The sequence below is a fragment of the Citricoccus sp. NPDC055426 genome (assembly GCF_040677445.1).
GTDB lineage: Bacteria > Actinomycetota > Actinomycetes > Actinomycetales > Micrococcaceae > Citricoccus.
Genome location: NZ_JBFARZ010000004.1, coordinates 75458 through 89063 on the forward strand (window position 1 = coordinate 75458; position 13606 = coordinate 89063).

General features: G+C 69.6%; 8 protein-coding genes. 6 read left to right on the forward strand and 2 right to left on the reverse strand.

Annotated elements, in window-relative coordinates; genetic code table 11:
• The first annotated feature begins 180 nt into the window (after positions 1-180).
• The 3 genes from polA to rpsA all read left to right on the forward strand — a co-directional run bounded on the left by polA (position 181) and on the right by rpsA (position 6028).
• On the forward strand, positions 181-3084 hold the full coding sequence (polA, locus tag AB0K08_RS08240; protein ID WP_363353255.1) for a DNA polymerase I: 2904 nt from the start codon (positions 181-183) through the stop codon (positions 3082-3084).
• Complete coding sequence (locus tag AB0K08_RS08245) at positions 3068-4387, forward strand: GNAT family N-acetyltransferase (protein WP_363353257.1); 1320 nt, start codon at positions 3068-3070, stop codon at positions 4385-4387. Before polA ends, AB0K08_RS08245 begins: the two co-directional genes overlap by 17 nt.
• A gap of 186 nt (positions 4388-4573) precedes the next feature.
• The gene (gene rpsA, locus AB0K08_RS08250) at positions 4574-6028 is read left to right on the forward strand and encodes a 30S ribosomal protein S1 (RefSeq protein ID WP_363353259.1); all 1455 of its coding nucleotides are present in this window, start codon (positions 4574-4576) and stop codon (positions 6026-6028) included.
• A gap of 103 nt (positions 6029-6131) precedes the next feature.
• Here rpsA and AB0K08_RS08255 read toward each other — a convergent pair whose 3' ends face one another.
• Positions 6132-7400, reverse strand: coding sequence for a methyltransferase (locus AB0K08_RS08255; RefSeq protein ID WP_363353261.1), 1269 nt, complete (start codon positions 7398-7400; stop codon positions 6132-6134).
• On the reverse strand, positions 7397-8134 hold the full coding sequence (locus tag AB0K08_RS08260) for a YigZ family protein (protein ID WP_363353263.1): 738 nt from the start codon (positions 8132-8134) through the stop codon (positions 7397-7399). Before AB0K08_RS08260 ends, AB0K08_RS08255 begins: the two co-directional genes overlap by 4 nt.
• Before the next feature lie 114 nt (positions 8135-8248).
• Between AB0K08_RS08260 and coaE (AB0K08_RS08265) the strand changes: the two genes are divergently transcribed.
• The 3 genes from coaE (AB0K08_RS08265) to uvrB are packed head-to-tail and all read left to right on the forward strand — an operon-like array spanning position 8249 to position 13434.
• Entirely contained in the window at positions 8249-10639 is a 2391-nt protein-coding gene (gene coaE, locus AB0K08_RS08265) for a dephospho-CoA kinase (RefSeq protein ID WP_363353265.1), read from the forward strand.
• Positions 10636-11262: a dephospho-CoA kinase gene (gene coaE, locus AB0K08_RS08270; protein ID WP_363353267.1), complete on the forward strand. Its 627-nt coding sequence runs from the start codon at positions 10636-10638 to the stop codon at positions 11260-11262. Before coaE (AB0K08_RS08265) ends, coaE (AB0K08_RS08270) begins: the two co-directional genes overlap by 4 nt.
• A gap of 27 nt (positions 11263-11289) precedes the next feature.
• Positions 11290-13434, forward strand: coding sequence for an excinuclease ABC subunit UvrB (gene uvrB / locus AB0K08_RS08275; protein ID WP_363353269.1), 2145 nt, complete (start codon positions 11290-11292; stop codon positions 13432-13434).
• The last annotated feature ends 172 nt before the right edge of the window (positions 13435-13606 follow it).

Consider the following 13606-nt stretch of genomic DNA (forward strand, 5'->3'; position numbering starts at 1 on the left):
TTCAGCTCGTCGGCCGTCAGCTGCGGTCGCACCCCAGGCACGAAGGCGTGGCTGGTTCCGGTCGCAGTCGTGGCGACCGGCTCGGTGGCCGGGGGAGCGGCCGGACCGGCGGCGGGTGCGGCGGGATCTGCGGCGGGTGTCTCTGTGTGGGCATCGTTCATGACCATTAGGCTGGCACCCGTGACTGATTCGAGCAATCCCGCCCCTGACTCCGCCGCCTCGGCCCCCGTAACGGCCACCGCTTCGGCCAGCGGAGAGTCCAACCGCCTGCTGGTCCTGGACGGCCACTCCATGGCCTTCCGCGCGTTCTACGCCCTGCCGGTGGACAACTTCGCGACGGACACCGGTCAGCACACCAACGCGGTCTACGGCTTCACCACCATGCTGCTGACCATGATCCGCCAGCAGAAGCCCACCCACGTGGCCGTGGCCTTCGACCTGGACACCCCGACCTTCCGCTCCCAGGAGTACACCGAGTACAAGGCCGGACGCTCCAAGACCCCGGAGGAGTTCCACGGCCAGATCAACCTGATCATCAAGGTCATGGAGGCCATGAACATCCCCACCGTCTCCGTGGACGGCTTCGAGGCGGATGACATCGTGGCCACCTTCGCCGCGCAGGCGGAGGCCGCCGGCTGGGACACCCGCGTGGTCTCGGGGGACCGGGACGCCTTCCAGCTCATCACGGAGAAGACCACCGTGCTGTACCCCAAGAAGGGCGTCTCGGACATCCCGCCGATGAACGCCGCCTCCATCCAGGAGAAGTACGGCGTGGCGCCGGAGCGCTATCCGGACCTGGCCGCGCTGGTGGGGGAGACCGCGGACAACCTGCCCGGGGTGCCCGGCGTGGGCCCCAAGACCGCGGCCAAGTGGATCAACCTCTACGGCACGGTGGAGGAGGTGTTGGCCCATGCCGAGGAGATCAAGGGCAAGGCCGGGCAGTCCCTGCGGGACCACGCCGAGGATGTGCGCCGCAACCGGCGCCTCAACCACCTGCTGCGGGACATGGAGCTGCCCGTGGCCCTGGAGGCCACCGAGTTGACGCATCCCGACCACGAGCAGGTCGAGGAGCTCTTCGACGCCCTGCAGTTCAACACGGTGCGCCAGCGCCTCTTCGACACGCTGGCCGAGCGGCTCGGCGGGGAGCCGGAGGCCGCCCCGGTGGAGGCCACCCCCCAGTTCACGGTCCTCACCGCGGACGCCGAGGGCGCCACGGGGCTCACCGACTTCCTGGCCCAGCACGCCGCGAACCTGATGGGCGTGCACGTGGTCCTGGACGGCCCTGCCATCCTGCCCAAGCGCAAGATCCCGGCGCCGGGGGACTACGGCGTCGCGCTCGGCGCCGCGCTGGTCGCGGAGGAGGCGGCCGTGTTCGTGGACCTGGGTGCCCCGGCATCGTCGGAGCCGGGAGAGCAGACAGGGCACGACGCCGGCCCCGGGCCGATCCTGTCGGCCTACCTCGCCGAGGCGGGGCACCCGAAGGCGATCTACGACCTCAAGGCGGTCGCCAAGTCCCTGAAGGCGACCGGGCACGGCACCGCACTGGGGCAGGATGTGGCGCTGGCCGGCGTCGTGGACGACGTGTTGCTCTCGGCCTATCTGATCCAGCCCGACCGCCGGGGCTATGGCCTGGACGCACTGGTGCAGACCTACCTGCAGTCCACCCTGGAGATGGAGGCCGACCCCACCCAGGCCGGTGACCAGCTGGAGCTGGACCTGGAGGATGCCGGCTCGGCGTCCGAGGAGGCCGTGGTGCAGGCCCGGGCCGCCGCCGCCGTGCGGGCCGCATGGATGGTGCGCCGGTTGTCCGAGCACTTCCAGCCGGAGCTGATCTCCCGCGGTGCCCAGCAGCTGCTGCTGGACCTCGAGGTCCCGCTGGCGAGCGTGATGGTGGACATGGAGCTGGCCGGGATCGCCGTGGACCGCGGGGTGCTGGACGGCCTGTTCGACGACTTCACCCAGCGCATGGAGGCCGCCCAGGAGTCCGCCTGGGCCTCCGTGGCGGAGGCGAACGGCGGCGAGACGGTGAACCTCGGCTCGCCGAAGCAGCTGCAGACCCTGCTGTTCGAGAAGCTGGACATGCCCAAGACCCGCAAGACCAAGACCGGGTACTCCACCGACGTGGAGTCGCTGACGGACCTGCTGAACCAGACTCAGCACCCGTTCCTCGAGAACCTCATGCTGCACCGCGATGCCACCAAGCTGCGCCAGACGGTGGAGGGCCTGCGGGACACGGTGGCGCCGGACGGCCGGATCCACACCACCTATTCGCAGACGGCCGCCGCCACGGGCCGGCTCTCCAGCCTGCACCCGAACCTGCAGAACATCCCCGTCCGCACCGAGGCCGGGCGCAGGATCCGGGACGTGTTCGTGGTGGGGGAGGGCTACAGCAGCCTGCTGACCGCGGACTACTCGCAGATCGAGATGCGGATCATGGCACACCTCTCCGAGGACGAGGCTCTCATCCAGGCCTTCCTGGACGGCGAGGACCTGCACCGCTTCGTGGGGGCCCAGGTGTTCGGTGTGGCCCCGGAGGAGGTCTCGTCGGAGATGCGCGCGAAGGTCAAGGCCATGAGCTACGGACTGGCCTACGGGCTGAGCTCCTTCGGGCTCTCCAAGCAGCTCCAGATCCCCGTGGACGAGGCCCGGGGGCTGATGAAGGGCTACTTCGACCGCTTCGGCGCGGTCCGCGACTACCTCAAGGATGTGGTGTCCCAGGCCCGGAAGGACGGATTCACGGCCACCATCATGGGCCGCCGCCGTTACCTGCCGGACCTGAACAGTGACAACCGGCAACTGCGGGACATGGCCGAACGCGCCGCCCTCAACGCGCCGATCCAGGGCTCCGCCGCGGACATCATCAAGCAGGCCATGCTGGACGTCCAGCTGGCCCTGGACGAGCAGGGCCTGGGCACCCGCATGCTCCTGCAGGTGCATGACGAGTTGATCCTGGAGGTCCCGGACGGGGAGCTCGAGGCCGCCACCGCCGTGCTGCAGGACAAGATGGGGCACGCCGCCGAGCTGTCCGTGCCGCTGGACGTCAACGTCGGGGTGGGCAGGAGCTGGCATGACGCAGCCCACTGACTCGAAGGCCGTCACTGGCATCCTGCCGGGCCTCGAGATGCACCGCTTCGCCGCCACCGGGCTGCCCGCGACGCAGGACCCGCGGATGGCCCGCATGCTCACCGCCCTGGAGCGGAACTTCTACGAGGAGGTGCCCGCCGGCCCCGCCCTGGACCAGATCCTGGAGCTCCACGGACTGGATGGGCGCACCTACGTGGGGGTCTATGAGGCCGGCGCGGACCCGGCGCAGACGGACCCGGTGGGCACCTACGCCTCGTTCGTGAAACCCCTGCAGACCGGCGTGGGCCGGCAGCTCGACGCCTTCCTCGTCTCCGAGGTCACCGTCCGGACCACGCACCGCCGCCGGGGCATCCTGCGCACCATGATGGAATCGGAGCTGGACCGTGCCGCGGCCCAGCAGCTGCCCGTCGCCGCCCTGAGCGCCTCCGAGGCCACGATCTACCGCCGCTTCGGCTTCGGCGTGGCCACCGTGCGGCGCACGGTGCAGGTGGACACGGGCGGTGACGTCTCCCTGGTGGCGGCCCCCACCGGTTCCCTGCGGATGGTGGACCCGAAGGAATTGGCCGGCCTCGGACCCTCGCTCTACGCCCGTGCCCTGGCGCAGACGCCCGGTTCGGTGGGCCGGGTGGCCGCCTACGACGTCTCGGAGACGGACTCCTGGCGGTCCAAGAACGACGGCAAGGGCACCGGCCTGCTCGCGGCCGTCCACGAGGACGACGGCGGCACCCCCCGGGGATACGTCACCTACCGGTTCAACGGCTGGAAGCAGGAGGTCCCGACCGTGAAGGTCACCGGGCTGGTGGCCACCACGGCGGCCAGCTTCCGCGCCCTCTGGGACCACCTGGTGCACCTCGACCTCATCCAGCGGGTCGAATGGGGCTTCGCGCCGGCGGACCGGCTGCTGGAGAACCTGCTGGTAGACCCGCGCCGGGTCAAGACCACGGAGTCCGAGGACCAGCTGTGGCTGCGCATCCTGGACGTCCCCGCCGCGTTCGCCGGCCGGCCCTACCACCGGGACGGAGAGCTGGTCCTGGAGGTCACCGACCCCCTCGGCCATGCGGCCGGGACCTGGCGGCTGTCCGTGCGGAACGGGACGGCCGAGGTGGAGGAGGTGGCCGACGTCGTGCCCGCCCCGGACCTCACGCTGGACGTGGCCGAGCTCTCCAGCATCTATCTGGGCGGTGTCTCCGCGGAGCTGCTGCGCCAGGCGGGGCGGCTCACGGAGCACCGCCCCGGTGCCGCCGCCGAGCTGACGGCGCTGCTCGCGGCGGACCGGCCCGTCTTCTGTATGACGGGCTTCTGACGCACCCGTGATCCGCCGGGCCCGTGACTTTGACCCGGACTTGCCGGAGTGGCTAGACTAAACGAGCACTTTCTGTGCGCCCTCAATAATCCATATCAACCCACTATCCGGGTGACCAGGCTGCTCGTCAGACGAGCATGCCGGATATCCGGCCGAGTGAACAATCCACATCGGAGCCCCTACTACATGACCATTACCTCCACCGCCCCGCAGGTCGCCATCAATGACATTGGCACTGCTGAGGACTTCCTCGCCGCCGTTGATGCCACCATCAAGTACTTCAACGACGGCGACCTGGTCGAAGGCACCGTCGTCAAGGTCGACCGCGACGAAGTGCTGCTCGACATCGGTTACAAGACCGAAGGCGTCATCCCGTCCCGGGAACTTTCCATCAAGCATGACGTGGACCCGGACGAAGTTGTCGCCGTGGGCGACAGCGTGGAGGCCCTCGTCCTCACCAAGGAGGACAAGGAAGGCCGCCTGATCCTCTCCAAGAAGCGCGCACAGTACGAGCGTGCCTGGGGCTCCATCGAGAAGATCAAGGAAGAGGACGGGGTCGTCACCGGCACCGTCATCGAGGTCGTCAAGGGCGGACTCATCGTGGACATCGGCCTGCGCGGCTTCCTGCCCGCCTCCCTCGTGGAGATGCGCCGCGTCCGCGACCTGGCCCCGTACATCGGCCAGGAGCTCGAGGCCAAGATCATCGAGCTGGACAAGAACCGCAACAACGTGGTCCTGTCCCGCCGTGCCTGGCTCGAGCAGACCCAGTCCGAGGTCCGCTCCAACTTCCTGCACAAGCTCGAGAAGGGCCAGGTCCGCACCGGCACCGTCTCCTCGATCGTCAACTTCGGTGCCTTCGTGGACCTGGGCGGCGTCGACGGCCTGGTGCACGTCTCCGAGCTGTCCTGGAAGCACATCGACCACCCGTCCGAGGTCGTCGAGGTGGGCCAGGAGGTCACCGTCGAGGTGCTCGAGGTGGACATGGACCGCGAGCGTGTCTCCCTGTCCCTGAAGGCCACCCAGGAAGATCCCTGGCAGCTCTTCGCCCGCACCCACGCCCTGGGCCAGGTCGTGCCGGGCAAGGTCACCAAGCTGGTTCCGTTCGGCGCGTTCGTGCGCGTCGAGGACGGCATCGAGGGCCTGGTGCACATCTCCGAGCTGGCCTCGCGCCACATCGACACCGCCGAGCAGGTCGTCTCCGTCAACGACGAGCTGTTCGTCAAGGTCATCGACATCGACCTGGAGCGCCGCCGCATCTCGCTGTCCCTCAAGCAGGCCAACGAGGGCGTGGACCCGGAGGGCACCGAGTTCGATCCGGCGCTCTACGGCATGGCCGCCGAGTACGACGACGAGGGCAACTACAAGTACCCCGAGGGCTTCGACCCGGAGACCAACGAGTGGCTCGAGGGCTTCGAGACCCAGCGCGCCGCGTGGGAGCAGCAGTACGCCGACGCCCAGGCCCGCTGGGAGGCGCACAAGGAGCAGGTCACCCGCAGCCTGAACGAGGAGTCCGAGGTCGCCGCGGACGTCGAGTCCGGCTCCACCTCCTACTCCTCCGATGACCGCCAGGTCGCCGACCAGGGCACCCTGGCCTCCGACGAGGCCCTCGCCGCACTGCGCGAGAAGCTCACCGGCAACTGATCGGATCCCGGTCCCTGCCTGAAGGGCAGGCTCCGGGGAAGGGCCCCGCACCACATCCGTGGTGCGGGGCCCTTCCGTCTGTCGGGAGCCGACCGGGTGGAGACTAGCGGCGGGTGCTGACCGTGACCGTGAAGGTCGGATTCCGGGCCAGCTGACGGGTGGGCCCCACGCGGCGCTCCAGCTCGGGGCGGTACTGCAGGTGGGAGTTCCAGACGCACCACAACTGACCCCCCGGGCGCAGAACGCGGGCACACTCGGCGATGAGGCGCAGGGCCACCCGGGGATCCACGGCGTTCCCCGCGTGGAACGGGGGATTGAGCACCAGCAGGTCCTCGCTGGCGTCCGGGAAGGAGGCGAGGGCATCGTCACGGCGGACCTCGACCGCCTCCGCCACGCCGTTCAGCCGGGCCGAGTCCCGGGTGGAGGCACACGCGTCCGCGGACTGGTCCGTGGCGACCACCGAGATCCCCCCGGCCCCGTCCCGCCGCCGCCCGGCCAGGGCCAGGTAGACGGCGATGGTCCCGTTTCCGCAGCCCACATCCACCGCCCGGGTGACCGCTGCCGAGGCGGTGGCGGATCGGATCGCCGGGCCCAGATGCTCCAGGAGCAGGGCGGTGCCCGGGTCCACCTGCGGTCCGCCGAAGGTGGCCCCGTAGGCCGCGAGGGTGACCGGGCCGACGCCGGGCAGGGCGTGGTCCGCCGTGCGGGGGAAGGGCGCGGGCAGCGCGCGCCGCGGCCCACGGGCCGTGAGGATACGGGACTTGGACCGGCCGCGGCCGGGCACCACGGATGCGAAGTATCGCTCCAGCACCGTGTTCTGCCGTCGGGTCATGTGCTTGTCGCGGCCGCCCGCCAACAGCACCACGTCGTCGGCGGCCACGCTGGCGATCAGCTGGGCCCACTGCTCCAGGGCATCCAGCGAGCGGGGGAGCTGGAGCAACACGGTGCGGGCTCCGGTGAGCAGCTCTGGACCGATCCCGGGGCGGGTGAGCGTGCCGCGGCCGGACTCGGGGGAGTCCTGCGGTGCCGCCTCCCGCCAGAGGCCCAGGTTGTGGTCCACGGATCGCTCCTGGGCGAGGGCGTCCTGACCGAGCCGGACCGGGTGTCCCGCCTGGAGCAGTGGGAGGGTCAGGGCCCCGTGCCGGTCCTCGAGGACCACGGCCGGCGCCGGGCGGGACAGCGCGCCGGGCCCGGCGTCATGCCCGGCATGCCACCAGGCGGAGGCCGTGTCCAGCAGCAGCTGATCCGTGGCGTCGAAGGCCTGCAGCCCGGAGGCCTCGGGGTACGGCCAGCGCGAGAGCGGGATGCGGTCCAGGGCGGCGGCCAGGGGGCTGCGGCCCACCTCCGGCGTGTGGCCCCAGGGGATGCTCACGGCAGGTCCACCCATTCGGTCCCCAGCGTCTGGACCTCCGCCGTACCGGCGGTGATCGAGGCGATCCGTGCGCCGAACGCGGCAGTCGAGCGGCCGTCGTCGGGCAGGGCCACCACCAGGGTGGCCGCCCGCGCACCGTAGCGCGTTTCCTGCACGGGGTACCCGGCGGTGCGCAGCTCGTTCTCCCAGCGGCCGGCCTCCGCGTGCGGGGCCTCGACCCCGGTCAGCACCATCCGCTGCCGGGTGACCAGGCGGGCCCGGTCCAGCGTGGCGGAGACGGCGTCCGAGTAGGCGCGTACCAGCCCACCGGCGCCCAGCTTGGTCCCGCCGAAATAGCGCACGACGACGGCGCACACGTCGGAGAGGTCCCGCACCACGGTGCCGGGGGACTCAGGGGCCGGCACGGTGTCCGGTGCCGGGCCCGTCTCCCGCAGGCTCAACGCCTCGAGCATGGGCAGGCCCGCGGTCCCGGCCGGCTCGCCGTCGTCCGAGGATCGCATGGCCTCACGGTCGGCGCCCAGGATGAACGCGCTGCAGGCATGCCGGGCCTCGTGGTGCTTCCGCCGCAGGTCGGAGATGAAGGCCCGGGCCTGGGGCTCATCCTCGACCCGCACCAGGTGGCCGATGAAACGGGAGCGGCGGATCTCCAGCTCGTGGACGACTGGTCGGTCCACGGCGGTGGCGGGGAGCACTGTGTAGCGTGATGCCCGCGACCCGGGCTGCTCCTCAGACATGCCGACCACTCTACTGTTCGGTAGTCCACGGGCTGAATGCGGTACTTTGTTGGCCAGTGTTCATCCATGTGCGGTCTGTGGACCCCACGACGGAACCAACCTGAGGGGGACTCCTTGCTGACCCGACTGCACAACCGGCTGGGGCTGCGTACCGGACCGGCCATCTTCTTCGTCTCGGCCCTGGTCATCGTGGCCTTCACGTTGGCGATGGCGCTCTTCCCCGGCCCGGTCCAGGGCGGGTTCGGCGTGGTGGCCGCATATCTGCGCTATGAGGTGGGCTGGTTCTACACGCTCGGTACCACCCTGCTGGTGGTCTTCGCCGTCGGACTGGCCCTGAGCCGCTTCGGCCGCGTCAAGCTCGGCGATGACGACTCGGAGCCCGAGTTCTCCGGGCTCGCCTGGTTCGGCATGCTCTTCGCCGCCGGCATTGGGGCCACCCTGATGTTCTGGGGCGTGGCCGAGCCGATGAACCACTACGCCAATCCGCCCCTGTACGGCACCGAGCCGTTCTCGGACCAGGCGGCCACCCAGGCCCTGGCGATCTCCAACTTCCACTTCGGCATCCACATGTGGGCCCTGCTCGTGGTCCCGGGTCTGTGCTTCGGCTACTTCACCTACAAGCGCAAGCTCCCGCCGAGGGTGTCCTCGGCCCTGCAGCCCCTGCTCGGGGACCGCATCCACGGACCCTGGGGCAAGCTCGTGGACATCATCTCGGTGGTGTCCACCGTGTTCGGCCTGGCGGTCTCCGTCGGCCTGGGCGCCATGCAGATCAACAGCGGCATGAACTACGTGATGGGTGTCCCCGTCAGTGGCTGGATGCAGGCCGGAATCGTCGCCGTGATCACCGGCATCGCCCTGGCCTCGGCCCTGGCGGGTTTGGACAAGGGCATCAAGCGCCTCTCGTACCTGAACATCATCCTGGCCATCGTGCTGCTGGTGTACGTCCTGATGTGGGGCGCCACCATGGACACGGTGCGCGGCATCGTCGAGTCGGCCGGCGCCTACCTGTCCAACCTGCCGATGCTCTCCTTCTTCAACGACACCTTCGGCGGCGGCGAGTGGTCGGGCGACTGGACCGTCTTCTACTACGCCTGGACCGTGACCTGGTCGCCCTTCGTCGGCCTCTTCATCGCCCGGATCTCCCGCGGCCGCTCGATCCGCGCCTTCGTGACCGCCTGCCTCGGCCTGCCCACGGCCTTCGTGGTCATCTGGTTCGGCATCTACGGCCTCAGCGCCTTCACCATCGACCGGGCGGAGGGCACCGCGGGATCCCTGAACCAGACCATCGTCACGGACGGGAACGTGGAGTCGGCGCTCTTCCAGCTCCTGCAGTCCTTCCCGCTGTACCTGGTCACCGCCGTGCTGGCCCTGGTCGTCATCGTCATCTTCTTCGTGACCTCCCTGGACTCCGGGGCCCTGGTCCTGGACTCGATGGCCTCGGGCCACGAGGACGAGGGCCCGAAGCGACAGCGGGTGTTCTGGGCCGTGTCCGTGGGACTCGTCTGTGCCGTGATCCTCGTGACGTCGGGTGAGAACGGTCTGGCCGCCATGCAGGAGGTCATCATCGTCATCGGCGCACCGGTGATGGCCCTGGCCCTGTTCCAGTCTTGGCTGCTGCTCCGCGCCCTGCGTGAGGACGCCGGGACCGTCCGGCCGCTGCGCACCCGTCAGTGGAAGAAGGTCCTGCCGCTCGAGGAGTACCACCGCCGCGCCCACGAGGACGAACACGACCTGAACGAGTTCGTGATCCGGCCGGAGTACGAGGTGGGCACCGAGCCCGAGTACGAGGTCCTGCAGCCGAACACCTATCACCGGCAGCAGGCCATGGAGGGCCGCGGACTGCTGATGATCGGCCTGACCGGCGGCATCGCCTCGGGCAAGTCCCTCGTCGCGCGGCAACTGGCTGAGCTGGGCGCCGTGGTGATCGACGCCGACGACATCGCCCGTGCTGCCGTGGCTCCGGGGAGTGACGCCCTGGCTGAGATCCGGGAGCGGTTCGGCGAAGACGTGATCACCGAGCGCGGAGAGCTGAATCGCCAGGCCCTGGCGGAGATCGTCTTCGGCAACTCCGCTGCGAGGGAGAGCCTCAACGCGATCGTCCACCCGCGGGTCCGCCAGGAGATCCTCGACCGGGCCCAGGAGGCCGGCCCTCAGTCGGTGGTGATCGTGGATCTGCCGCTGCTCGTGGAGACCGCCTCCGGGGGGGAGTTCGATCTGGTCCTCGCCGTGGAGACCGCCGCGGAGGACCGCGTGGCCCGGCTCGTGCATGAGCGCGGCATGTCCATCCAGGAGGCTTGGCAGCGGGTCGACGCCCAGGCCACGGATGCCGAGCGCCGGGAGGTCGCCGACGAGGTCATCGTCAACGACACGAGCCTGAACGACCTGGCCGAGGCCACCCGGCGGTTCTGGGAGGACCGGGTGCAACCCGTCCTCGAGGAGGCAGAGGAAACCGCCTCCGCCGATGGCCGGTCTGCTGCCGGTGCCCAGGACGCGGGCACCCCGTGACGGGCACCGCTGTCGTCCGTCCACGCCTGCACGTCGGTCTGACCGGAGGTATCGCCTCGGGCAAGTCCACGGTGGCGGCCGAGCTCGTCCGGTTGGGGGCGATCGTCGTGGACTCCGACTCCCTGGCCCGGACCGTCGTCGCGCCCGGCTCGGAGGGCCTGCTCCGGGTCCGGGAGGCCTTCGGTCCCTCGGCCATCGCAGTGGACGGCACCATGGACCGGGCCGCCGTGGGCCAGCTCGTGTTCGCCGACCCCGAGGCGTTGCAGAGACTGAACGGAATCATCCACCCGCTGGTGCGCGCCGAGGGCCGCCGGCTGGTCGAGGAGGCCGGACCGGACGCGGTCGTGGTCCAGGACGTGCCGTTGCTGGTGGAGACGGGCCAGGCCGACGCCTATGACCTGGTGCTGGTGGTGGAGGCCGATGCCGAGGAGCGGGTGGCCCGCATGGTCCGGGACCGTGGCATGACCGAGGCAGACGCCCGGGCTCGGATGGCCGCGCAGGCCACGGACGAGCAACGCCGGGCGGTGGCGGACGTGTTGATCGTCAACGACGCCGGTCTCGAGGACCTGCGCCGCACCACCCGCCGGGTGTGGGACGAGTACGTGGCCCCGAAGCTGACGTAGCCACTCGAACAGTTGTACGGTGGGTCCATGAGTCTGGCGCAGAAGATCAACCGGCAGGTGGCACCGTTCGAGGTCATCTCGGACTATCAGCCCTCGGGTGACCAACCGAAGGCGATCGCGGAACTCACCGAACGGGTGCAGGCCGGGGAGAAGGACGTGGTGCTGCTCGGGGCCACCGGCACCGGCAAGTCCGCGACCACGGCCTGGCTCGTGGAGAAGCTCCAGCGGCCCACGCTGATCATGGTCCAGAACAAGACCCTGGCGGCCCAGCTGGCCAACGAGTTCCGGGAGCTGCTGCCAAACAACGCGGTCGAGTACTTCGTGTCCTACTACGACTATTACCAGCCCGAGGCCTACGTCCCACAGTCGGACACCTTCATCGAGAAGGACTCCTCCATCAACGAGGAGGTCGAGCGTCTGCGCCACTCGGCCACCAACGCCCTGTTGACCCGGCGGGACGTGGTGGTGGTGGCCACCGTGTCCTGCATCTACGGCCTCGGCACCCCCGAGGAGTACATCGAGCAGATGGTGACGCTGCGCCGGGGCGAGGAGATGGACCGGGACACCCTGCTGCGCCAGTTCGTGGCCATGCAGTACGTGCGGAACGACCAGGACTTCCACCGGGGGACCTTCCGGGTGCGGGGGGACACCGTGGAGATCATCCCGATGTACGAGGAGCTGGCCATCCGGATCGAGTTCTTCGGGGACGAGGTGGAGTCCATCCAGACCCTGCACCCCCTCACCGGGCACATCGTCCGCGAGGAGGAGGAGATGTACATCTTCCCGGCCTCCCACTACGTGGCCGGCGACGAACGCATGCACCGGGCCATCGGCACCATCGAGGACGAGCTGCGTGACCGGCTGCAGGAGTTCGAGTCCCAGAACAAGCTGCTCGAGGCACAGCGGCTGCGGATGCGCACCACCTATGACCTGGAGATGATGCAGGAGATGGGCTACTGCAACGGCATCGAGAACTACTCCCGGCACATCGACGGCCGCGAGGGCGGCTCCGCGCCGCACTGCCTGCTCGACTACTTCCCGGACGACTTCCTGCTCGTGGTGGACGAGTCACACGTGACGATCCCGCAGATCGGGGCCATGTACGAGGGCGACATGTCCCGCAAGCGCACCCTGGTGGAACACGGGTTCCGACTGCCCTCGGCCATGGACAACCGCCCCCTGAAGTGGGACGAGTTCCTGGAGCGGATCGGCCAGACCGTCTACCTCTCCGCCACCCCCGGCAAGTACGAGCTGGGCCAGGCGGACGGCGTGGTGCAGCAGATCATCCGGCCCACCGGCCTCGTGGACCCGGAGCTCGTGGTGAAGCCGGCCAAGGGCCAGATCGACGACCTGCTCGAGGAGATCCGGGTGCGCTCCGCCCGGGATGAGCGCGTCCTGGTGACCACCCTGACCAAGCGCATGGCGGAGGACCTCACGGAGTACCTGCTGGAGCACGGGGTCAAGGTCGAGTACCTGCACTCGGACGTGGACACCCTGCGGCGCGTCGAGCTCCTGCGGGAGCTGCGCCGGGGCACCTTCGACGTGCTGGTGGGCATCAACCTGCTGCGCGAGGGCCTGGACCTGCCCGAGGTGTCGCTGGTGTCCATCCTGGACGCGGACAAAGAGGGCTTCCTGCGTTCGGCGACCTCCCTCATCCAGACCATCGGCCGTGCAGCCCGCAACGTGGACGGCCAGGTGCACATGTACGCGGACCGGATCACGGACTCCATGCGGTTCGCGATCGATGAGACGAACCGCCGCCGCGAGGTCCAGGTGGCCTACAACACGGAGCACGGGATCGACCCGACGCCATTGCGCAAGAAGATCGCGGACATCACCGACCAGCTGGCCCGCGAGGATGCGGACTCCGCGGATTTCCTCGCCGGCATGGGCGGGGTGAAATCCGGCTTCGACTACGGCATGGGCAAGCGCGGGTACACCGCCACCATCTCGGACGAGCAGCGGGCCACGGCGGCACATGCCGGTGCCTCGGGCGCGCCGGACGTCGCGAAGCTGCCGGCCAAGGACCTCTCGGACCTGATCGAGCAGATGAGTGGGCAGATGCACCAGGCGGCGGTCGACCTGCAGTTCGAGCTGGCCGCGCGGATCCGCGACGAGGTGGCGGACCTGAAGAAGGAACTGCGCCAGATGAAGCGGGAGGGCCACGCCTGAATAGGACGGTCCTGATCCGGGGCCGGGGCTTCGCGGTACACTGGGCCACGGCGTAGGGGAGTATCCCGAACACTGCGGACGTCAACACGCGGACCACCCGGGCGGTGCACCATGCATCCCGAAGGGCCCGCCGGACGCAGTGGCCTACTGGTGCCAGTGGGCGGAGAGACTT

Coding starts and splice junctions, on each gene's coding strand:
- AB0K08_RS08245 (WP_363353257.1), top strand. CDS start 3,068: ATGACGCAGCCCACTGACTCGAAGGCCGTCACTGGCATCCTGCCGGGC.
- rpsA (WP_363353259.1), top strand. CDS start 4,574: ATGACCATTACCTCCACCGCCCCGCAGGTCGCCATCAATGACATTGGC.
- AB0K08_RS08260 (WP_363353263.1), bottom strand. CDS start 8,134: ATGTCTGAGGAGCAGCCCGGGTCGCGGGCATCACGCTACACAGTGCTC.
- uvrB (WP_363353269.1), top strand. CDS start 11,290: ATGAGTCTGGCGCAGAAGATCAACCGGCAGGTGGCACCGTTCGAGGTC.